The sequence below is a fragment of the Nonomuraea dietziae genome (assembly GCF_014195505.1).
GTDB classification, from domain to species: Bacteria; Actinomycetota; Actinomycetes; order Streptosporangiales; family Streptosporangiaceae; genus Nonomuraea; species Nonomuraea roseola.
The window spans coordinates 5,523,621-5,543,643 of sequence record NZ_JACIBV010000001.1; the positions used below are offsets into that span (position 1 = coordinate 5,523,621).

25 protein-coding genes are annotated in these 20,023 nt (G+C 68.9%); 13 read left to right on the forward strand and 12 right to left on the reverse strand.

Annotated elements, in window-relative coordinates:
- Positions 1-420: 420 nt before the first annotated feature.
- Positions 421-987 carry an anthranilate synthase component II gene (locus tag FHR33_RS26395; protein WP_183652940.1) on the reverse strand — a complete coding sequence of 189 codons (567 nt, stop codon included), beginning with the start codon at positions 985-987 and terminating at the stop codon, positions 421-423.
- Positions 988-1,143: 156 nt separating this feature from the next.
- Positions 1,144-1,764, reverse strand: coding sequence for a class E sortase (locus FHR33_RS26400; protein ID WP_183652943.1), 621 nt, complete (start codon positions 1,762-1,764; stop codon positions 1,144-1,146).
- 130 nt (positions 1,765-1,894) lie between these two features.
- On the opposite strand from FHR33_RS26400, the gene FHR33_RS26405 reads away from it, so the two are divergent.
- The gene (locus FHR33_RS26405; RefSeq protein WP_183652946.1) at positions 1,895-2,140 is read left to right on the forward strand and encodes a cell division protein CrgA; all 246 of its coding nucleotides are present in this window, start codon (positions 1,895-1,897) and stop codon (positions 2,138-2,140) included.
- 34 nt (positions 2,141-2,174) lie between these two features.
- Here FHR33_RS26405 and FHR33_RS26410 read toward each other — a convergent pair whose 3' ends face one another.
- Both FHR33_RS26410 and FHR33_RS26415 read right to left on the reverse strand, forming a co-directional pair.
- Positions 2,175-2,900 (reverse strand): rhomboid family intramembrane serine protease, encoded by a 726-nt coding sequence (locus FHR33_RS26410; RefSeq protein WP_246452081.1) that lies wholly within the window; start codon positions 2,898-2,900, stop codon positions 2,175-2,177.
- Positions 2,901-3,147: 247 nt separating this feature from the next.
- Positions 3,148-3,684, reverse strand: a complete 537-nt coding sequence (locus tag FHR33_RS26415; protein ID WP_425567468.1) for a peptidylprolyl isomerase — start codon at positions 3,682-3,684, stop codon at positions 3,148-3,150.
- 159 nt (positions 3,685-3,843) lie between these two features.
- Between FHR33_RS26415 and FHR33_RS26420 the strand changes: the two genes are divergently transcribed.
- The gene (locus FHR33_RS26420; RefSeq protein ID WP_183652952.1) at positions 3,844-4,344 is read left to right on the forward strand and encodes a YtxH domain-containing protein; all 501 of its coding nucleotides are present in this window, start codon (positions 3,844-3,846) and stop codon (positions 4,342-4,344) included.
- A 70-nt stretch (positions 4,345-4,414) separates the two neighbouring features.
- A complete protein-coding gene (locus tag FHR33_RS26425) occupies positions 4,415-5,467 on the forward strand; it encodes an Rv3169 family protein (RefSeq protein ID WP_183652955.1) in 1,053 nt (350 codons plus the stop codon).
- A 34-nt stretch (positions 5,468-5,501) separates the two neighbouring features.
- On the opposite strand, the gene FHR33_RS26430 is transcribed toward FHR33_RS26425, so the two are convergent.
- Positions 5,502-5,939: a hypothetical protein gene (locus FHR33_RS26430; protein WP_183652958.1), complete on the reverse strand. Its 438-nt coding sequence runs from the start codon at positions 5,937-5,939 to the stop codon at positions 5,502-5,504.
- A 122-nt stretch (positions 5,940-6,061) separates the two neighbouring features.
- On the opposite strand from FHR33_RS26430, the gene FHR33_RS26435 reads away from it, so the two are divergent.
- The 3 genes from FHR33_RS26435 to FHR33_RS26445 are packed head-to-tail and all read left to right on the forward strand — an operon-like array spanning position 6,062 to position 8,353.
- Entirely contained in the window at positions 6,062-6,733 is a 672-nt protein-coding gene (locus FHR33_RS26435) for a response regulator transcription factor (protein ID WP_183652961.1), read from the forward strand.
- Complete coding sequence (locus FHR33_RS26440) at positions 6,730-7,968, forward strand: sensor histidine kinase (protein WP_183652964.1); 1,239 nt, start codon at positions 6,730-6,732, stop codon at positions 7,966-7,968. The genes FHR33_RS26435 and FHR33_RS26440 overlap by 4 nt, the downstream gene beginning before the upstream one ends.
- A 10-nt stretch (positions 7,969-7,978) precedes the next feature.
- Positions 7,979-8,353, forward strand: a complete 375-nt coding sequence (locus FHR33_RS26445; protein ID WP_183652967.1) for a QcrA and Rieske domain-containing protein — start codon at positions 7,979-7,981, stop codon at positions 8,351-8,353.
- Here FHR33_RS26445 and FHR33_RS26450 read toward each other — a convergent pair.
- The 4 genes from FHR33_RS26450 to FHR33_RS26460 all read right to left on the reverse strand — a co-directional run bounded on the left by FHR33_RS26450 (position 8,340) and on the right by FHR33_RS26460 (position 10,262).
- Positions 8,340-8,648 (reverse strand): hypothetical protein, encoded by a 309-nt coding sequence (locus tag FHR33_RS26450; protein ID WP_183652970.1) that lies wholly within the window; start codon positions 8,646-8,648, stop codon positions 8,340-8,342. The genes FHR33_RS26445 and FHR33_RS26450 overlap by 14 nt on opposite strands.
- Positions 8,645-8,935: a hypothetical protein gene (locus FHR33_RS50585; RefSeq protein WP_246452082.1), complete on the reverse strand. Its 291-nt coding sequence runs from the start codon at positions 8,933-8,935 to the stop codon at positions 8,645-8,647. Before FHR33_RS50585 ends, FHR33_RS26450 begins: the two co-directional genes overlap by 4 nt.
- Positions 8,917-9,246, reverse strand: coding sequence for a PadR family transcriptional regulator (locus FHR33_RS50590; protein WP_246452083.1), 330 nt, complete (start codon positions 9,244-9,246; stop codon positions 8,917-8,919). Before FHR33_RS50590 ends, FHR33_RS50585 begins: the two co-directional genes overlap by 19 nt.
- 239 nt (positions 9,247-9,485) lie before the next feature.
- The gene (locus FHR33_RS26460; RefSeq protein WP_183652973.1) at positions 9,486-10,262 is read right to left on the reverse strand and encodes an MBL fold metallo-hydrolase; all 777 of its coding nucleotides are present in this window, start codon (positions 10,260-10,262) and stop codon (positions 9,486-9,488) included.
- A gap of 104 nt (positions 10,263-10,366) precedes the next feature.
- On the opposite strand from FHR33_RS26460, the gene FHR33_RS26465 reads away from it, so the two are divergent.
- Entirely contained in the window at positions 10,367-11,341 is a 975-nt protein-coding gene (locus tag FHR33_RS26465) for a DUF3800 domain-containing protein (protein WP_183652976.1), read from the forward strand.
- A 55-nt stretch (positions 11,342-11,396) separates the two neighbouring features.
- Entirely contained in the window at positions 11,397-11,636 is a 240-nt protein-coding gene (locus FHR33_RS26470; RefSeq protein WP_183652979.1) for a hypothetical protein, read from the forward strand.
- A gap of 203 nt (positions 11,637-11,839) precedes the next feature.
- Here the strand turns inward: FHR33_RS26470 and fusA are convergent, their stop codons facing one another.
- Together fusA and FHR33_RS26480 are read right to left on the reverse strand one after the other, a co-directional pair.
- Complete coding sequence (gene fusA / locus FHR33_RS26475) at positions 11,840-13,903, reverse strand: elongation factor G (protein ID WP_183652982.1); 2,064 nt, start codon at positions 13,901-13,903, stop codon at positions 11,840-11,842.
- A gap of 291 nt (positions 13,904-14,194) precedes the next feature.
- On the reverse strand, positions 14,195-14,620 hold the full coding sequence (locus FHR33_RS26480) for a hypothetical protein (protein ID WP_183652985.1): 426 nt from the start codon (positions 14,618-14,620) through the stop codon (positions 14,195-14,197).
- Between the two features lie 366 nt (positions 14,621-14,986).
- On the opposite strand from FHR33_RS26480, the gene sigJ reads away from it, so the two are divergent.
- A complete protein-coding gene (gene sigJ, locus FHR33_RS26485) occupies positions 14,987-15,883 on the forward strand; it encodes an RNA polymerase sigma factor SigJ (protein ID WP_183652987.1) in 897 nt (298 codons plus the stop codon).
- A gap of 118 nt (positions 15,884-16,001) precedes the next feature.
- On the forward strand, positions 16,002-16,838 hold the full coding sequence (locus FHR33_RS26490; RefSeq protein WP_183652990.1) for a hypothetical protein: 837 nt from the start codon (positions 16,002-16,004) through the stop codon (positions 16,836-16,838).
- Position 16,839: 1 nt separating this feature from the next.
- On the opposite strand, the gene FHR33_RS26495 is transcribed toward FHR33_RS26490, so the two are convergent.
- A complete protein-coding gene (locus tag FHR33_RS26495) occupies positions 16,840-17,778 on the reverse strand; it encodes an oxidoreductase (protein WP_183652993.1) in 939 nt (312 codons plus the stop codon).
- Between the two features lie 80 nt (positions 17,779-17,858).
- Here FHR33_RS26495 and FHR33_RS26500 point away from each other — a divergent pair, with 80 nt between their 5' ends.
- From FHR33_RS26500 to FHR33_RS26510, 3 genes are all read left to right on the forward strand, one after another.
- Positions 17,859-18,479: an acyl-CoA-like ligand-binding transcription factor gene (locus FHR33_RS26500; protein ID WP_221241256.1), complete on the forward strand. Its 621-nt coding sequence runs from the start codon at positions 17,859-17,861 to the stop codon at positions 18,477-18,479.
- Positions 18,480-18,765: 286 nt separating this feature from the next.
- A complete protein-coding gene (locus FHR33_RS26505; protein ID WP_183652999.1) occupies positions 18,766-18,978 on the forward strand; it encodes a hypothetical protein in 213 nt (70 codons plus the stop codon).
- Positions 18,979-18,980: 2 nt separating this feature from the next.
- Positions 18,981-20,009, forward strand: coding sequence for a radical SAM protein (locus FHR33_RS26510; protein ID WP_221241257.1), 1,029 nt, complete (start codon positions 18,981-18,983; stop codon positions 20,007-20,009).
- Positions 20,010-20,023: the final 14 nt, after the last annotated feature.

The following is a 20,023-nucleotide window of genomic DNA, read 5'->3' on the forward strand; positions in this document are numbered from 1 at the left end:
GCGCCGGGACGTCGCATGGAAACGCCCCCGCCACTCGGGGGCGGATCGGACGCCGGGGACGTTCACCCGGGAAGCCGAACCGGCTACCCCACCACCCGAAGACAGATCTCACGCCCGAACGTTTCGCACGGAAACGCCCCCGCCACTCGGCGGCGGACCGGACGCCGGAAACGTTCACCCGGGAAGCCGGACCGGTTTCCTCACTGCTCGGGGACAGATCTCGCGCCGGGACGTCGCATGGAAACGTCCCCGCCACTCGGGGGCGGATCGGACGCCGGGGAGGTTCACCCGGGAAGCCGGACCGGTTTCCTCACTGCTCGGGGACAGATCTCGCGCCCGAACGTCGCATGGAAACGTCCCCGCCACTCGGGGGCAATGGCGGGGACGTTCATTGAGTAGTCGTTCCGGAGGCCCGCGGTGTTACAGGATCGACTTGAGCCAGTTGCCCAGCAGCCAGTGCCCGTGCTCCGACAGCACCGACTCCGGATGGAACTGGACCCCCTCGATCGGCGCCGAGCGGTGTCTGAGGCCCATGATGACCCCCTCCGCCGTCCGAGCGCTCACCTCGAGCTCCTCAGGCACCGTCTCAGGCCGTACGGCGAGCGAGTGGTAGCGCGTCATCGTCACAGGCGACGGCAGCCCCTCGAAGACCCCTCTGCCGTCGTGCGTGACCGCACTCGTCCGGCCGTGCATGAGCTCGGGCGCCCTGGAGACCGCCGCGCCGTACGCCACGGCGATCGCCTGGTGCCCGAGGCAGACGCCGAGCAGCGGTGTGCCGCGCTCGGCCGCGTACCGCACCAGGGGGACGCTGACTCCCGCGGCCTCGGGTGTGCCGGGGCCGGGGCTCACCAGCACGCCGTCGTAGCGGTCGACGTCCTCGACCGCCACCACGTCTCGCGGCAGGACGTCGCACAGCGCGCCCAGCTCGCGCAGGTACTGCACGATGTTGTGGACGAAGCTGTCGTGGTTGTCCACCACAAGGATCATTTGCGGACAGTCACCTCATCCAGCGTCACAGCGGGCTCTAGTAGTGGAAACACCGCATACCAGAGTACGGTTCCCGCCCCGGCCACCAGGACCAGGGCGGTGAGGAGCCGCACCCCGAGGGAGCCGGGCAGATGACGCCAGATCCAGCCGTACACGTCAGACCTTTCTCGGCTCGGTGTCCTTCAGCACGCCGTACACGATGAGCCGCTGGGCGGCCGAGTACTCGGGATGGCAGCTGATGAGCGTGATCATCGCCCTGACGGGGGTGATGTCGGGCTTGCCCGGCACCGCGGCGAGGACCTCGACGTCCTCGGGCTGCACGATGTCCTGCGAGGTGACGCGGTAGGTGTAGCGGGCCTCACGGGCGTCCACGACGATCTCGTCGCCGCGCCTCAGCTCGTCGATGCGGTTGAACGGCGCCGCGTAGGTGGTGCGGTGGCCCGACAGGACGAAGTTGCCGACCCTTCCCGCCGCGGCCGAGCCCGGATAGTGGCCAGGCCCCTTCTTCAGGTGCTCGGCGTCGACGCCCTCGACCACGGCGTACTGCCAGTCCCTGCCCAGCCTGGGGATCCGCAGCAGCGCGACGGCCTTGCCGAGCGCGATCTTGCCCAACTTCGCCTGCGTGTCGCCCCGCTCCTCGGCGAGTTGGCTCTGCAGCAGGAGCTGCTGGCGCTGGGTGTAGGCGCCGGTGCCCCAGAGCAGGTAGCCGCAGAACAGGAGCATGACCAGACCCGCGGTGATGGTCAGTTCACCGGCCGTCCTCAGCAGCGCCCTCACGCTGGTCAGCGTATTCAGCGGGCTCGCGGATGTCGGGGATCGCCATGTTCCGCGCGTGGCGACTATCCTGGGCACACGATAGAGCCTGGGGAATGTCCGGATGGCCCAGGCCGCCAGCAGGAGTTATCCAGTGCCCAAGCCGAAGACACGCAAGAAGGCGGTTTACACGCCGCCGCAGAAGTCGCAAGAGGTCAAGCTCAGCCCGAGGTGGCTGGCACCGACCATGGTCGTGTCGTGGATCATCGGGATCCTGTGGATCGCGATCTACTATGTGGCCCCACAAGCGCCCCTGTTCGGGACGCTCGCCAACTGGAACCTGCTCATCGGGTTCGTTTTCATCATCTTCGGTGTGGTGCTTTCCACCCGCTGGCGTTAGTTCTTTCCACAGGTTTTCCACAGCCTGGGGAAAGTCAGGAGAGCAGCACTCCTGTCCTGATCACGACCAGGGCGACGAGCGCCAGAAAGACCCCCAGGAGCGCCAGTGTCTGGAACAGGACGCGGTGGCTTCTGGGGGCGTAAGCCATCGCCGCGGCGAGCACCGCGCCGGTGATCAGGCCGCCGATGTGACCGGTCCAGCTGATCCCGGGGAAGACGAACGTGATCACCAGGTTGATGACGATGAGGACGGCCACGCCGCGCACGTCGAACCTGAGCCGCCTGCCCACGACGAAGATCGCGGCGAACAGGCCGAAGATGGCGCCGGACGCGCCCACCGTCAGCGTGCGCGGGTCGTCGAACCAGTAGCCGAGCACCGAGCCGCCCAGCGCGCTGAGCAGGTAGAGGGCGATGAACTTCACGTGCCCGAAGGCGCGTTCTAGCTGTGGCCCCACCAGGTAGAGCGCGTAGCTGTTGAACAGGATGTGGAAGACGCTGCCGTGCAGGAACGCCGCGGTGATCATCCGGTAGTACTGGTCGTTGATCGCCACGCCGGCGACCCACATGCCGAAGTCGGTGGTGATCTGCTGCCCGGTGAGCCACTGCAGGGCGAAGGCGAGCAGGTTGATGCCGAGAACCGCCCACGTCACGTACGGCGTGCTGACCACGGCGCCGCCGAAGACCGACTGGGCGTGCCGTACCGTCTTGTTGCCCTCGGCCACGCACTCGGGGCACTGGAAGCCCACCGCGGCGTCGCGCATGCAGTCGGGGCAGATGGGCCGGTCGCAGCGTTGGCAGCGGACCCACGTCTCACGGCCCGGATGGCGGTAGCACGTCGGGACCTGCTCCGCGGGCTGCGAAGGAGGGCTGGGCGGCTGGCTGGTCATGAGGAGCCTTTCTCGTCCACTGACCGCCAGCCTACTCATGAGAAACGTGCCCGCTGGACCCAAATCGTGCTGGTGGTCCGTCGGGCACGTTTCTCCTGCGGCGAGCGGGCCCGCCCGCGCGTCAGGCCTCGACGCGGTCGATCGTCAGCGACTCGATGACGACGTCCTTGGCGGGACGGTCGTTGCGACCGGTCTCCACCCTGGCGATGGTGTCGACGACGTCCTGGCCCTCGATGACCTCACCGAAGATCGAGTGCTTGCGGTTGAGGTGCGGCTGCGGGCCCACGGTGATGAAGAACTGCGAGCCGTTGGTGCCCTTGCCGAAGCGGATGCCCGCGTTGGCCATGGCGAGCAGGTAGGGCTTGTTGAAGACGAGCTCGGGGTGGATCTCGTCGTCGAACTCGTAGCCGGGGCCGCCGATGCCCTGGCCGAGCGGGTCGCCACCCTGGATCATGAATCCGGAGATGACGCGGTGGAAGATGGTGCCGTCGTAGTAGCGATCGGTGCTCTTCTCACCGGTGCCCGGGTGCGTCCACTCCTTGGTGCCCTCGGCGAGCTCCACGAAGTTACGGACCGTCTTCGGCGCCTTGTTCGGGAAGAGTTCGATCTTGATCAGACCATAGTTGGTCTGCATGTTCGCGATCAGCTTCTCAGCCACGAGACAGCTGCCCCCCTCTGTGCACAGGGTTGTTCTGTGATGGTTTGGATGTCACGGCCGATGGGGCCGTTCAAGCATCCTCCCACGGCTCGTCATGATTGAGCCGCCTTGTACCGGGAAGGTCACGCTGCGGGGCCCCAAACGACTGGGGAGGTTGACGTGTCCCTGACACTCAGAAAGCGCCGCATCGTGGTCGAAATGCCCGCGACGGTGATGGGCCGAATGAAGGCCCAGGCTATGCGAGCCGGAGATCGGCTCGTGCCGGTGGCGGACCAGGCCAAGGTGGCGGCCGCGCACCGGATCGAGGACGCCCGTTACTGGGCGGCTCCCAAACTGGAGGGCGCCGCACACAGGGTCGAGGATCAGATCGCCCCTGCGGTCAGCGCGTTGCTGACCCAGGCGGCGAGCAGGATCGACCCGACACCGGCGAAGTCCCGCCGGTGGCCGACGCTCGTCCTTGTCACCGGTCTCGCGCTGGGCGCGGCCGGATACATGTTCTATCGGCGCAATGCCCAGCAGTGGACCGACCACATGAAGGACTCCGCCTCTGACGCCTCTCGCTGGGTCAGTGAACGAGCCGACCAGACAACGGACAAGGTCTCGTCGAACGCGGAGCAGGCGGCCGAAAAGGTCGACCAGGCCGCCAAGAAGATGTCCTGACGGTTCAACGCGGCCGTGCCCGAGGCACGGCCGCGTTGACCTATAACCAAGCGCTTGCTACAACCAGCGCATGACCCTGTCACCGCTGGACGACCTACCGATCCACCAGGCCCCCGAGGTCATGCGGCATGTCGCTACGTCAGATCGCAACTTCTACGATCGCTACTACTTCAACTGCCACCCTGGCTCCGACGAGCTCATGCTCATCGTCGGCATGGGGCAGTACCCCAACCTGGGCGTCACCGACGCCTTCGCCGTCGTACGGCACGCCCACCTGCACCGGGTCGTCCGAGCTTCGCGCGAGCTCGGACTCGACCGCATGGACACCGGGGTCGGCCCGTTCAGGATCGAGGTCCTCGAAGGGCTCAAACGGCTCAGGGTCGTGCTCGAACCGAACGAGCATGGCCTCTCCTTCGACCTGACCTGGACGGGCGCGATCCCGGCGACGCTCGAGCCTCGGCACTTCGTCCGCTGGCAGGAGCGCGTGATCTTCGACTCCGTGCGGATGGCGCAGACGGGCCACTGGTCGGGCAGCATCGTCCTCGACTCCCGGACCATCCCCGTCGACACCTGGATGGGAACCAGGGACCGCTCATGGGGCATCCGGCCGGTCGGCGAGCCCGAACCTCCCGGCATCCAGGTGAAGAACCCCGGCACCTTCTACTGGCTCTACGCCCCCATGCAGTTCGAGGACCACGCCATCCTCTGCATCGTCCAGGAGGACGAGAAGGGGCGCAGGGTGCTGGAGGAAGCTGTCAGGGTGTGGTCGGACGGCAGGGAGGAGGAGTATCTCGGCCGTCCTGAGTACCACCCCGTCTACGCCCCCGGCACCCGCGACGTCGTCGAGGCCACCATCACCATCGGGAAGATCGAGGTGCGCTGCACGCCGATCCTGCCCGTCCACCTGATGGTCGGCACCGGGTACGGCCTGGAGCCCGGCTGGAAGCACGGGATGTACCAGGGGAGCGAGCCCGTGGTCGAGGGGGTGACCTACACCTTGCCCGAGGACGCCGACCGCATGTGGGGCATGGTGGACGCGGTCGGACGCTTCGAGTATGACGGGCAGGTCGGCCACGGGCTCTTCGAGTACTGGGCGCTCGGCCCGCACCCGTCCTTCACCTGAAGCCTGCCGTACTGGACCCCCGTGCCCTGTGCGGCTACTTGGCGGTGCAGGTGATGGTGACGGCCTGGGCCAGCTCCTTGCCGCCGGGGCCGTCGGCGGAGGGCTCGCCAGGGGCGGGAGCCACGCTGATGACGGTCGGGACGTCCTCGCCGCCGCCCTCGGCGTTCGGCTTGGCGGGCTGCGCCGGCACGGCGGCGACGGCGTCGGTGGTCTCGCTCCAGCGCTCCACGCTCTCGACGCCCTCGGGCTTGGTCACCTCGACCCCGGCGTCGTCCACCTTGACCGCGACCATGCTGCCCTTGATCCGGTGCGCGGGCACCGCCTGGGTGAAGTCGAAGGTCTTGCCGTCGCTGGTCACGCAGGTGCCCGCCTTGACGGGCGGCTCGTCGGAGGCGTTGGCCGAGCCCACGAGGCCACCGGCGAGCAGAAGGGCGGTCACGGCGCCCAGAGCGGCGATACGTCGCTTGAACAATGTCATCTCCTTTGTTCGGGAAGGAACGCTCGCAGCCTGGCCCTCCGAACCTGAAGGCACCCTGAAGGCGCCCGAAACGATCTTCAGGTTGGCTTTAGGTGGCGTGAGGCACCCTGATGGACGTGCGAGTGCTACTGGTCGAAGACGAGAAGAGGCTGGCCGACCTGGTCAAGGGCGGCCTGACCGGCGAGGGCTTCGCCGTCGACGTCGCCTACGACGGCCGTGACGGGCTGTGGATGGCCAAGGAGAACGACTACGACGTGATCGTCCTCGACGTCATGCTGCCCAGGCTGAACGGCTACGCGATCTGCTCGAAGCTCCGCGAGGCGGGCAACTGGACGCCCATCATGATGCTGACCGCCAAGGACGGCGTCTACGACGAGGCGGAGGCTCTCGACAACGGCGCCGACGACTACCTGGCCAAGCCGTTCTCCTACGTCGTGCTGCTGGCCAGGCTGCGCGCGCTGGTCAGGCGAGGGGGCAAGGAGCGCCCCGTGTCGCTCACCGTCGGCGACCTCACGATCGACCCGGCCGGACTGCGCTGCCGCAGGGGCGAGACGGAGATCGCGCTGACCCCCAAGGAGTTCGCGGTCCTGCACGGCCTGGCCCGCAGGCCCGGCGAGGTGGTCTCCAAGAGCGAGCTGCTCGCGCAGGCATGGGACTTCAGCTACGAGGGCGACCCCAACATCGTCGAGGTGTACATCAGCGCGCTGCGTCGCAAGATCGACCTGCCGTTCGGCAGGACGACGCTGGTGACCGTACGCGGCGCGGGCTACCGGCTGGAGGCGGCATGAACGTACGGCTTCGCGCCACGATCGCGGCCACGATCGTCGTGGCCGTCGCGCTCGGCATCGCGGCGGCGGTCCTGGTCTCGTCGCTCAAGGGCAGCCTGGAACGCAGCGCGAACGCCGAGGCGGCCAGGAAGGTGGTCTCGGCGGTGCCGATAGCCGTCGAGGCGGTGCCCGCGCAGCAGGCCACGCGCACCACGGTCGCCACGGACCCCGACGTGCAGCTCGTCAACGCGGCCACCACACGCGCCGCGATCCCCTGGCAGACGACCGACGACTTCGCGGTGGCCACCATGGACGTCGCCACGAAGGCGGGCACGGTCACCGTGTGGGGTCGCGCCTCGCTGGCGGGGGCCGAGGAGGCGCTCGCCACGTTGAACGGCCTCCTGCTGCCGGGCGTGCCCCTCCTGCTCGCGGTGGTGGCAGGGATGACGTGGTTCTCCGTCGGCAGGGCGCTGGCCCCCGTGGCGGCCATCAGGACCAAGGTGGCCGACATCACCGCCCGCGACCTGCACCAGCGCGTGCCCGTCCCCGACTCGGGCGACGAGATCGCCAAGCTGGCCACCACCGTGAACGGCACGCTCGACCGGCTGGAGACGGCGGTCGAGCGGCACAAGAGGTTCGTCGCCGACGCCGCGCACGAGCTGCGCAGCCCGATCGCGACGCTCAGGGCGAGGCTGGAGCTGGCCCCTCCCACGGAGGACACCACCGAGGCGCTCGCCGACCTCGCGCGCCTCCAGGCGCTCGCGGGCGACCTGCTCCTGCTGGCCAGGCTCGACGCGGGCGAGCCGCTCAGGACAGAGGAGCTCGACCTCGGCCAGGTCGCGGCCGAGGAGTCGGCGCGGCCGGGCAAGTCCGTGGTGATGGACATCAGCCCCGACGTGGTGATCAGCGGCTCGCGCGGTCACCTCTCCCGCCTGGTCGTCAACCTCGTGGACAACGCCGTACGGCACGCCGCCACCACCGTCGAGGTCCGCGTGTACGAGAAGGACGGCGAGGCCGTCCTCGAGGTGCTCGACGACGGGCCAGGGATCCCTCACGAGCACAGGGAGGCGGTCTTCGACCGCTTCACCAGGCTGGACGAGGCGAGGGCGAGGGACGGCGGCGGCGTCGGCCTCGGCCTGCCGATCGCCAGGGACATCGCGACCCTGCACGGCGGGACGCTGGCCGTACAGGACGGGGGGCTCGTCGCGAGGTTCCCGATGAACCGGACGGCTCCCGCATACGTGAAGCCACTGTGAGGAGGCCAGCATGATCACACGTCGGGCACTGATCATCAGAGGTGGCGTCACGGGGGCGGGAGCGTTGTTCCTGTGGGCCAGTCCCGCGGAGGCGGCGGCGGGACCGGTCCTGAGCAAGACCAGGACGATCCCCGTCGGAGGCGGGAAGATCCTGAGGGGCAAGTACGTGGTGACCCAGCCGACCAAGGGCACGTTCAGGGCGTTCAGCGCCGTCTGCACGCATCAGGGGTGCACGGTGGCGAGCGTCAGCGGCGGCACGATCAACTGTCCCTGCCACGGCAGCAAGTTCAGCATCACGACGGGCGCGGTGGTCAACGGACCCGCCAAGCGGGCGCTGGCCCGCAGGAGGATCAGGGTCTCGAAGGGCGTGATCAGGCTGGCGTAGACGGCGGCAGGCGAAGGGAGGCCAGCCCCCTGTGGAAGGCCTCCCTCGTCGCCTCCTCGTAGCTGATGAAGAACTGGTTCGCCAGCGGTACGGCCCAGCGCATCCACTCGGCCACGTTGTAGACGCGGTGGACGACCAGGGCGCCCCTGGGATGCGGCTCGACGGACCACTCGCCCCTGTACCACCAGCCGCCCTGGTGTGCCAGCTCTCCGCCGAGAGTCTTCCTGAGCTCTCGCTCGACGTCATCGGCCGACGCCTCGACCACGGCGGAGACCTCGGTGATCAGTTTTCTCACGGTGCACTCATCCCGTCCAGGAGCGCCCTTCTGGTCGCAAGCGGCCAGTCGAGCATCCCCCCGTCGATTCTGTCGATCAGGCCGCGCACCCAGGCCAGTTCCGCCTCCTGGAGCGTCTGCGGGCAGTCCAGTTCCAGGGTGAGCACCTCGGGCAGGCCGCTCTCGGCCAGGGCCCTGCGGTGGCTCGCCAGCCCCGCGACGGACCCTTCGAGGGTGGCCGCCCTGGTGCGCAGCGCCCTCTTCGCCTCGGCCGGTGGAAGGCAGCCGATCAGCGACAGAGCGGCCACGAAGGCTCTCCTGTCCGCGTCGGGCTGCTCCAAGCAGCCTGCGCAGCCGGCTGGAGAGCTCGACACGACCCTCCTCGGTGATCTCGTTGACCGTGCGCTCGGGGTCTGCGGCCCTCGCGGGTGGTCTCGACCGGCACGATGAGCTCCTCCTTCGCCAGCCGTTCGACCGCGTGGTAGAGGCTTCTCGGCAGCCCCGTCACGTAGTCCTTGTGCGTGTCGACGATGAAGCGGTGGAGCTCGTAGGGGTGGCCGGCCCGCACCGCGAGCATGGCCAACACGGTCAGGCCGGCCAGATCGTGGCCTCGCGCCATGATGCTTCCTCCTATATTGCAGAATGCACTAAGGCTATGCCGCAGGCAACCCCCGTGTGTCTTCCGGCCGGGTCGGCGCGGAGAAGGTCGAACGGCTGGTTGGGCCGTGGCAGGACCGTCCTGCACGAGCGGGTCTGTCGTGGCGGCGCTGCGCACGCCGAGCAGGTCACCGATTCCGGTGAGGTCCGGCAGGGGCCGCACACCTGGGGTGACGCTCACCGACCCTCAGGGCAACCGCGTCAGCCGACCTCGTCGAGCTGGAGGAAGGCTCGTTCGAGCGCCTGCGGGTAGGGGATCTGTGAGATCAGGTCGCGCAGGCCCTCGACGTGCGCGCGTCGCGCCAGGTCGGCGGTCGTGGCCAGCTCGCCCAGCTGCGCGGTCACGAAGGCGCGGTCCACCACCGCGCCGTGCCCCGGGACGATCACCGGCTCGGGCAGGTCGGCCAGCATGGCCGTCAGCGTGCCTGGCCAGTCAAGGGGGTAGCCGTCGTCGAAGGCGGGCGGCGCGCCCTCCTCCACCAGGTCGCCCGCGAAGATCACTCCAGCGTCGGGGACGTGCACGACGATGTCGTTGTCGGTGTGCCCCCTGCCGAAGTAGCGCAGGTGCACGGGCCTGCCGCCGATGTCGAGGGTCGCCCTGTCGGTGAAGGTGTGGTCGGGGGCCACGATCTCCACGTCGGCGGCCTCAGGCTCCCTGCCCGCCGCCACCCTGTCGCGCACCGCCTCGCCGTCCTTCTCGATCTCCTCGGCGGCCCTCGCGTGGGCCCAGATCTCGGCGGGGACGAACATCGCGTTGCCGAAGTAGTGGTCGAAGTGGGCGTGGCTGTTGACGACCGTCCAGGGGTCGGGTGTGATCCTCCTGATCGCCGCGACCAGGTCGCTCGCCCTTCGCGCCGTCTCCCTGGTGTCGAGGACCAGGCAGTGACCGTCGCCCACGACCAGGCCGACGTTCAGGTCATAGGACTCGTGCCGCCTGACGAAGACCCGATCCCCCACCTCGTGCCACTGTTCGCTCATGCCCCCATTTTGACGGACCCCGACGCCAGGTAATCCGCTTGAGGGCCTTGCTGTGCTTTGCGACACTTGTCAGCCAGTTGCTCCCCTCCCGAGGGAATTGGACCGTGACTCGATCACCGACCGAGATCGCCTGCGACGAGTCCGGCTCCGAGGGCGAGAAGCTCATCGGCGGCAACACGACCGTCTTCGCGCACGCCAGCCTCAGGCTGACGGAGGAGTCGGCGGCGGAGTGCATCCAGGAGATCCGGAACAGGGCGCCTTCTCCGACTTTGGAGTACAAGTCCAGCATCATCCGCCGCAGCAAGCATCGGCACGCCCTCAAGTGGCTGCTCGGTTCGTCGAGCCCGCTTCACGGCGAGGCGCACGTGTTCCTCATCGACAAGACCTTCCACGTCGTGGGGAGGATCGTCGACCTGTTCGCCGAGGACGGCACGTCCATGGCTGCCGCTCTCTATCGCGACGGCGAGCAGGCGTTCGGACCCGAGCGGTGGACGGCCTTTCTCCAGGCGTTCAACGAGCTGCTGCGCGCCAGGAACGGCCGCGGTTCGAGCGTGTCAGTCGACATGGCCTTCGGGCTGGTCGACGCCCTGCGCCTGCACGGCGCGGGCGGGCTAGCCGGACACATCATGGAGCTGCTCTCGCAGGCCAGGCCGAGGATGGAGTCCTACAGGACACGCCTCGTGGCCGACCCGGCGATGATTCCCGCGCTCGACCTGCTGGTCCCCGCCATCGTCCAGGCCGTCCTCCACTGGGGTGAGGGCGTGCGGCCCGTCTCCGTCGTCCACGACCGGCAGACCCTGCTGACCGACGCCCGCATCGCCCAGCTGAAGGAGATCCTCTCCGCCACGCCCGAGGCCCGGCTGAGCGGGATGAGGCTCGTCGACTCCCGTCTGGACGCCCGGGTCCAGGTCGCCGACCTGCTCGCGGGGGCGGCGCGGCAGATAGCGGAGGACGAGCTCGACGGACGGGGCGACGAGGAGCTCATCGCGCTGCTGCGTCCGTATGTGGACGCGTCCTCCATCTGGGGGGACGAGCGGAGCTGGTCTTCGCTGGGCCCTGTGCCCTCCGCCCGTCCGTGAGGCGGGCCACCCCACGGCGCGATGATGGACACCCCCATCAGACGAAGGCGGCACAGTGGACTTCACGGTCACATACGAACCCACTCCCGACGAGGTGGCGCGCGCACTCGCCCAGGTCCTCAAGCGGCAGCTCAGACTCACCTCCCTGGTGCTGCCGTCGGTGCTGGCCGTGTCGGGCCTCGTCTGCCTCGCGGTCGGCAGCACCGGCCCCGGTGTGGGCATGCTCGCAGGGGCGGTCGTCTTCCCCCTGCTGCTGACCTGGTCGATCGCCACGCCCGCAGCCTCCGGACCGTGATCCCCGGTGAAGTACCGATCGAAGATCACCGAGAATCACTCGGACGCGTCGCGGAACCTCTCGGTGATCGGACGCGTCGGTCGTCCCCTCGGGCGTACGTAGGGGAGGGATGTGGGTCAGCGCCCTCGAGATGTGGTCCCGCACCTTCTTCACGCTCAGGGGAAGGACGGCCCCGCCCGGTGGGGCGGGGCCGTCCTCGGGTTCTATCGGGACGGCTGCTCGTCCGGCGCAGGGGCGTAGCCGGCGGGGCGGGTGGTGAAGGTCCCGCGGCCCTGCGTCCTGCTGCGCAGCCTCGTCGCGTAACCGAACACCTCGGCCAGCGGCACGGTCGCGGTGATCACCACCGTGCCGGCCCTCGCCGTCGTGTCCGAGATCCGGCCGCGCCGTGCGGCCAGGTCGCCGAGCACTCCGCCCGCGGCGTCCTCCGGCACGGTGACCGCGACCTCGACCACCGGCTCCAGCAGCGCCATCCGGCAGGCGCGCAGGGCCTCACGCAGCGCGAGGCGGCCCGCCGTACGGAACGCCAGCTCCGAGGAGTCCTTGGAGTGGGTGGCTCCGTCGGTCAGCGTGACGCGCAGGCCGGTCACAGGGTGACCGCCGAGGGGGCCCTCGGCGAGGGCGTCCCTGCAGCCGGCCTCCACCGCCCTGACGTACTCGCGCGGGACCCTTCCGCCGACGACGGCCGAGCGGAACGCGAAGCCGGTGGCGACGTCCAACGGCTCCACGTCGAGGACGACATGGGCGAACTGGCCCGCGCCGCCGTCCTGCTTGACGTGCCGGTACAGCAGGCCCGACACGCCGCGGGCGACCGTCTCCCGCAGGGCGACCTGCGGTCGCCCCACGGCGACGTCGAGGCCGTGGTCGCGACGGATCTTCTCCACCACCACCTCCAGGTGCAGCTCGCCCATCCCCGACAGCAGCGTCTGCCCGGTCTCGGCATCGGTCCGTACGGCCAGCGAAGGATCCTCCTCCACCAGCCGCGCCAGCGCCGTCGCCAACCGGTCGGAACCGGCGCTCCTGCGAGCCTCGACCGCCACGGAGACCACAGGGTCGGCCGCGGCCGGCGGTTCGAGGAGCAGCGGAGCCTCAGGCGCGGACAGGGTGGCCCCGGTGCGGGCCGACTTCAGCCCGATCACCGCGACGATGTCCCCTGCCACCGCCCTGTCCACCTCGGCGTGCCGGTCGGCCTGTACGCGCAGGATCCGACCGACTCGCTCGGTGCGCCCCGCGCCGACGTCCAGCACCGTGTCCCCCTTCCGCATCGTTCCCGAGTAGATCCGCAGGTAGGCCAGCCGCCCGGTAGCGGTGGAGCTCACCTTGAACACCAGCGCGGCCAGTGGCGTCGCCGGATCGGCGGTCCGCTCCCGTACCGCGCCGTCCTGGGCGCCGGTGATCGTCGGCACGTCCAGCGGCGACGGCAGGTAGGACACGACGGCGTCCAGCAGCGGCTCGATCCCGCGGTTGCGGTAGGCCGATCCGCACAGGACCACCACCGCCTCGCCGGTACGGGTCAGGTCGCGCAGCGCGGTCGTGAGAGTCGTCGCGGAGATCGCCGACTGCGCGAAGAACTCCTCGAACGCGACCGGATGCAGCTCGGCGACGGCCTCCTCCAGCACGCGGCGGCGCCGCCGCGCCTCTTCGCGCAGGTCGTCGGGTACCGGAACCTCCTCGGCCCGGTCCTGGCCCTCGGCCCAGACCAGCGCCCGCATGCGCAGGAGATCCACCACTCCGACGAACCCGCCCTCTCGCCCGATCGGCAGCTGGACCACCAGCGGGGACCCGTGCAACCGCTCGCGGATCGACTCGACCGCCGCGTCGAGGTCGGCGCCCGCGCGGTCGAGCTTGTTGACGAAGGCGATGCGCGGCACGCCGTGCCGATCGGCCCGCCTCCATACCGACTCGCTCTGCGGTTCGACCCCGGCGACACCGTCGAAGACCGCGACCGCACCGTCGAGCACCCGCAGCGAGCGCTCCACCTCGTCGGAGAAGTCGACGTGGCCGGGGGTGTCGATGAGGTTGATCCGGTGACCGTCCCAGGCGCAGCTCACGGCCGCGGCGAAGATGGTGATCCCACGGTCGCGCTCCTGGGAGTCGAAGTCGGTGACGGTCGTCCCCTCGTGCACCTCGCCCCTCTTGTAGGTGGCGCCGGTGACGTAGAGGATCCGTTCGGTGATGGTGGTCTTGCCGGCGTCGACATGGGCGAGGATGCCCAGGTTGCGGACGTCGTTCAGCTGGTCGGTGTGGTGGGGGTGCGGGTTGGCGCGCACAGCCTTGGGCCCTTCGTGAGGATCCGAAAAGGACAGCGCGATTCCCGACGGCCATGACAGGAATCAGGTGGTCGTCAGGGGAACATCCGGTAACGGCCGCGCAGCCGAGACCGGGCCGACGAAGACACCATGATCACCTCGTGACGAGAAGCGGGAATGACCGAAACGGTGCTGTAGCGCACGGCCGGCTCCCCTCCATCGTCAGATCACGCGCCGCGGTGTGGTGGCGGCGCGCCGTTCGTGGCGAGTGTACGAGAGCGGATGCGAACGGAGAATCGATTTTTTCGCCGCTCACTCTTCCTGGGCGCCGGCCCCACACGCTCGGACCAGGACGATGACCATACCGACAACCACCGTGAACACCCCGGAGAGGAGAGCCAGCACCGCCATGACGAACTCCCCGTCCGGATCCCCGAGCCCTCCAGGTCGTCCCTCGACCCAGGTCACCGTGGCCCAGCCCTGCGTCGCGACCAGCGCGCCGAACGCGATCGTGACCACGCCGAGGACGTAGCCAGGAGGACGTGTCCGCAACCGCCGGCCGGCTAACACGACGCTGATCAGGAGCCCGACCGGCACGGTGACGAACTGACCCGCTTCAAGCCCGATGAGAGCCGAAAGACGGGCGTGCTCGAAGCCGCTGCCTCGCGGGCCCCACAGCAGGGGGATCGCCATCACCCCGCCGAGAAGACCGAGCGCCAGGAACCGGAGGACTGTCACACCCTGCATGATCGCGGAACCGGCCGAGGATGCGCTGGGGTCTGTACCCTGCACCGGTGATCTCGCGGTTCCCCGATCCCCATGGAGTGTCCCCATGCGTGACTCCTACTCCCCCGTGCCAGAGCTGAACCAGCTCGAAGAGCTGCAGGAACAGCGCTAAACCAGCACGTCGGCCTGCCCCCTGCGGAGGATCCCAACGATCTGGTCGAGGCGGCGCAGAGGGAGCTGGGAGCCAGGTTCAGGAGCTGGGCCGGGCGTTTCGTGGACGGCCTCTGACCGCGACGTGCCGGCTCGAGTCCCCCGGTCGGATCCACGGTTTCTCGCGGGGCTACTGTTACGACACCCGCGAGGAAGGAATGTGACACGGTGGACGACGGCGAGTTGCTGGCCAGGCGTTTCGAGGAGCATCGGGGCCGTCTGCGAGCGGTGGCCTACCGGATGCTCGGCTCGGTGAGCGAGGCCGATGACGCCGTCCAGGAGGCCTGGCTACGTCTCAGCCGCGCCGACACCAGCGACGTGGAGAACCTCGGCGCTTGGCTGACCACCGTGGTGGGACGGCTGTGCCTGAACGCGTTGCGCTCGCGCGACAATCGGCGCGAGGACCCCCTCGAAATCCACATGCCCGATCCGATCATCAGCTTGGACGGCAAGGCCGCCGACCCCGAGCACGAAGCGCTGCTGGCCGACTCGGTCGGGCTGGCGCTGCTCGTGGTGCTCGAGACCCTGGCGCCGGCCGAACGGCTCGCGTTCGTGCTGCACGACATGTTCGCCGTGCCGTTCGACGAGATCGCCCCGCTGATCGAGCGGACCCCGGCCGCCACCAGGCAGCTCGCGAGCCGCGCCCGCCGCAGGGTCCAGGGCCAGGCCCCGGTTCCCGACTCCGACCTCACCCGCCAGCGTGACGTCGTCAACGCCTTCTTCGCCGCCGCCCGCGACGGCGACTTCGACGCGCTCGTCGCCGTACTCGACCCCGACGTCGTCCTCCGGTCCGACGGAGGTACGGCGCGCGCCCGCCACACCGTCACCTTCCACGGCGCGCGGACGGTGGCCGCACAGGCGGTCACGTTCGGAAGGCTCTCGCCGTTCGCGCGTCCTGCGCTGATCAACGGAGCCGCCGGAGTGGTGGTCGCCGCGGGCGGACGGCCGCTGTCCGTCATGGGCTTCATCGTCACGGACGGCAAGGTCACGGCCATCGACGTGATCGCCGACCCGGACCGCCTCAACCAGTTCGACCTCGGCCCGCTCGACGACCTCGACGCCTGACCCGACGCGCCGCCCCGGGAAGCCTGGGGCGGCGCGCTCTCCGAAAATCCCGTTGAGAGAACCTGGGCCGTCAGGTTTCCATGAGATCGACGAGAGGAAGGGAAGACCATGGCCAGTCATGCCGGAGCGTAAACGCCCCAGGCCGTCGAACACCTGCCAGGTGGGAGACCGCCTCAAGCTTCATCGCCACCGCCTGCGAGCCGACGGACGCGACTACAACGTCATCACGCTGCGTCCCGGCACCCGGGCGCGCTTTTCCACGAACTTCTTCCACCAGACCTGGCACGTCCTCTCTGATCCGCATGGCGCGCGCGTACTCAGCCGACTGCTGTGGGGCCTGTCCTTTCAACGGCGGCCCAACACCGTGGTCATCATCGACCGGCGATTCATCGACCCCAACCCGTTCGACGCCGAGCAAGGCGACCCCATCGCCCTCGTTCCCGCCCATCTGACGCATCTGCCGGCGCGAACCACCGGACAGCTCAGCCGCCGCGTTCCGGCTCCCGAAGCCGCCTGTTCGGGGACCGTCCGATGGCATACCTGGGGCCTCGACGCGGCGATGGACGCCTGGCGTGCCGACCGAGCCGACAGCGATCGGCTCCTGTGGCGTTCAGCGAACTTCGGCAGGGCCGCCGAGGTGGCGCGGCTGAACGGGGTGCTCAGTGTGCGGGCCGAGCCCTCCCTGCTCCGTTCGTGGGCCGTCCACGTGGCCGCCATGAACGACCACGCGTACGAGGGCATGGCGTACACCGAGCTGGAAGGCCCGCGGTGGGAACTGTGCCGCAGTGACGGTGAGGTACAGACCTTCCATGACTATCGCCGGCGCGTGTCCGTCGCCACGGTCTCCCGCAGAGAGGTGCTGTCGAGCGAGAACGTGCCGGGGGAGGCGGCCGAGCTCCAGCCGCTGATCTGGAACCACAGTGCCACCGTCCGAGACCGCCGGTTCTCGGTGTGATCTAGACAGGGGTCGGGAACGTGAACCGCACGTCGGTCAGGCGTTCCGACACCTCCCACAACCGGCGTCCCGTCTCGGCGTCGGCCGCCGCGGGTGACAGCGGTACCCGCGTCGGCCCGCCGCGCAGCTCGGCCATCCCCTCAGGGCCGATGAACTGGCCGCCTTCCACGTGCGGATCGGTCGCCGCGTACAGCTGCGGCAGCGCTCCACGCTCCGGCGTCTGCGCCAGCAGCGGATTGCCGATGCGACCGAACACCACCCGCAACCACCCGATCGGCGCGCTCAACTGCAGATTGGTGGCCGTGTAACCCGGGTGGGCGAGCAGGCTGCGCACCGGGCTTCCGGCCGCGGTCAGCCGCCGGTGGAGCTCCCAGCCGAAGACGGCATTGGCGAACTTCGACTGGTCGTAGAAGGCCATGGGCGAGTAGGTGCGCTCGCCGGTCAGGTCATCGAAGTGGATGCGCCCCTTCCTGTGCTTGATCGAGCTCACGGTGACCACCCGGGGATCACGCCCGACGGCGAGCAGGTCGAGCAGCAGGCCAGTGAGCGCGAAGTGGCCGAGATGGTTGCACGCGAACTGCAACTCGTGACCCTGTGCGCTCAGCGATCGAGGCGGCGCCATCACGCCGGCGTTGTTGACGAGCACGTCCAGCCGCGGATGGTCGGCGCGCAGCCGATCGGCGAAGGCGCGGACCGAGTCGAGATCGGCCAGGTCGAGATGGCGCACCTCGAGGCGGGCGTCCGGCTGCTCGGCGGTGATCCGCGCGACCGCCCGGTGGCCCTTTTCCTCGTCGCGCACCGCGAGGATCACGCGGCCGCCCCGACGGGCGAGCGCGCGGGTGGTCGCCAGGCCGAGTCCGCTGTTGGCTCCGGTGACGAGGAACACCCGCTGGGTCTGGTCCTGGATCTGATCCACGGTCCAGCGCTGCTGCTGCATCATGCGGCACATGCTGCCTCTCTTGGCACTGAGTGTCAAGATGAGCCTGAGTGCCATAGAGGGCATGGCGTATCGTGGTCAGGGTGACCTCCCGCCCCGAAGTCAGCCTGGCCCAGCGCAAACGCGAGCTCGTCTCGAACGAGCTCACCGAAGCGGCCCTGCACCTGCTGGCGCTGAAGGGGTTCGACGCGGTCACCGTCGACGAGATCGTGGCGGCCGCCGGCGTGTCCAGGCGTACGTTCTTCCGGTACTTCGCATCCAAGGAGGACGTGGTCGTCCAGTTCCTGGCCGACATGGGTACCGGCATTCGCGCGGAGTTGGCGGCCCGTCCCATCGAGGAGCAGCCCTCCGTGGCGCTGCGGCACGCCGTCTGGGTCTCCGTCGCTTCCTGCACCGACCACTCCGACAAGGCGCTGCGGGTGGTTCAGCTGATTCTGCGTATCCCCGCCCTGCGCGCACGCTTTGTGGAGCGCCAGGCGCAGTGGCGCGACGACCTGGCGGCGGAGTTGGCTCGCCGCCTGGAGCTCGACCCCGGCACCGATCTGTACCCGCAGTTGGCCGCCGGGATCGCGCTGACCGCCTTCGACGCCGTGCTGCGACGGTGGAGCGACAGCGACGGCACCGAGGACCCCGCCGAACTGATCGACCAGGCGTTCACCATCATCGCCCCGGCGTTGGACGGCGGCCCTCCCGTGCAGCTGTAGATGAGCGCAGGAGCCCGTCCGCCTCACGCCGGCGAATCGGGCTCCTGCGCGCATCGCGTCTCCGGGGCGGGAATGTCACGTCGGCCTTGATGCCGTCGGCAGTCGATCTCAGGCGCCGAACCGGAAACCGGGGGTCGTCCACGCCACTTCGCCCCGATAGGCCGCGCTTTAGATGTGTCTTTGCTATTGCCTGCGACCGCCCCGGGTACGTGCCTCGAGTAGCCGTGCATGCTGTCGGACATTCGCATGCTCAGCGATCTCGGCGGAAAACAGGAGAGGAGTGACTATGGCCGGTCAGGAACCATCCATGGTCGTCCGGATGGACGATGTGAGCGTCGACGAAGAGGGTAAGGTCACGATTCAGAATCCAGCCGTGGCCCAGGCCATGGCGGCCATCGTGAGTGGGATGCGGCTGACACCTCACCCTGGCCACAGCCCCGGCCACAGCGCCAACAACTGTTTCGGCGGCAACTGCACCTCGGGTTGTGCCAAAAAGTGAGCGTGAATCAACAAACGGCCCTGTCCACGTTCGACAGGGAAATGGTCACCTCATTCCGCAACGACCGGCTGCATCTGATTCTGTTGCCGACCGAGCAGTGTAATTTCCGGTGTACCTACTGTTACGAGGATTTCGCCATCGGGCGGATGCGACCCGAGGTCGTTCAGGGCGTCAAGAACCTCATCGACCGCCGCGCCGGTGAGCTGACGCATCTGCAGATCTCATGGTTCGGCGGGGAGCCGATGCTGGCGCGCTCGGTCGTCGAGGAGGTGGCGTCCCACGCGAGTGCGGTACAGCGCGCGTCGACAGATCTGCGGTACGACAGCGACATGACCACCAACGGATATCTGCTCGATGGTTCGGCCGCCGAACACCTGGCCGAACTGGGCATCCGTCGGTATCAGGTGTCGCTGGACGGGCCCAGCCACCACCACGATCGCACGCGTGTACGCGCGGACGGCAGAGGTTCGTTCGAACAGATCTGGCGCAATCTGCTGGCCATCCGCGACAGTTCGGTGAACGCGCGCATCCTGCTGCGCGTTCACCTGACCCCCGACAACCTGTCGGCGATGCCGTCGTTTCTCACCCGGCTCAGGGACGTGTTCCTCGCCGATCCGAGGTTCCTGGTGTACCTGAAGCGGGTGGTACGCCTGGGCGGCCCCAACGATTCGTCCATGGACGTGTGCGACCCCGACGACGAGCGGCTCGCCGCCCTGGAGGAGATCGTGCTCGGCGGCGACAGAAGCGATGGCCTGTTCGAGCCGGAGGAGGTGTGTTACGCCTCCCGCGCCAACTCGCTGCTGGTGCGCGCGGACGGCCGGCTGGGCAAATGCACGGTCGGCCTCTCGCACCCGGCCAACACGGTCGGGCGGCTGCGTCCCGACGGCTCGCTCCAGGTGGACAACCCGCAGTTCCGCAAGTGGCTGCAGGGCTGGGAGTCGCGTGATCAGGAGTTGATCACCTGCCCCTACGAGGCGTTCACCGGTCAGGACCGACCGCTGCTGCAGGTGACCACGCGTCCCGGCTCGTAAGCACACGTTCAGAG

What these genes read in the sequence shown, in the direction of transcription:
- FHR33_RS26395 (WP_183652940.1), bottom strand. Translation starts at nt 987, where the DNA reads ATGATCCTTGTGGTGGACAACCACGACAGCTTCGTCCACAACATCGTG.
- FHR33_RS26410 (WP_246452081.1), bottom strand. Translation starts at nt 2,900, where the DNA reads ATGCGCGACGCCGCGGTGGGCTTCCAGTGCCCCGAGTGCGTGGCCGAG.
- FHR33_RS26425 (WP_183652955.1), top strand. Translation starts at nt 4,415, where the DNA reads ATGACCCTGTCACCGCTGGACGACCTACCGATCCACCAGGCCCCCGAG.
- FHR33_RS26440 (WP_183652964.1), top strand. Translation starts at nt 6,730, where the DNA reads ATGAACGTACGGCTTCGCGCCACGATCGCGGCCACGATCGTCGTGGCC.
- FHR33_RS26445 (WP_183652967.1), top strand. Translation starts at nt 7,979, where the DNA reads ATGATCACACGTCGGGCACTGATCATCAGAGGTGGCGTCACGGGGGCG.
- FHR33_RS50590 (WP_246452083.1), bottom strand. Translation starts at nt 9,246, where the DNA reads ATGGCGCGAGGCCACGATCTGGCCGGCCTGACCGTGTTGGCCATGCTC.
- FHR33_RS26460 (WP_183652973.1), bottom strand. Translation starts at nt 10,262, where the DNA reads ATGAGCGAACAGTGGCACGAGGTGGGGGATCGGGTCTTCGTCAGGCGG.
- FHR33_RS26490 (WP_183652990.1), top strand. Translation starts at nt 16,002, where the DNA reads ATGCCGGAGCGTAAACGCCCCAGGCCGTCGAACACCTGCCAGGTGGGA.
- FHR33_RS26495 (WP_183652993.1), bottom strand. Translation starts at nt 17,778, where the DNA reads ATGATGCAGCAGCAGCGCTGGACCGTGGATCAGATCCAGGACCAGACC.
- FHR33_RS26505 (WP_183652999.1), top strand. Translation starts at nt 18,766, where the DNA reads ATGGCCGGTCAGGAACCATCCATGGTCGTCCGGATGGACGATGTGAGC.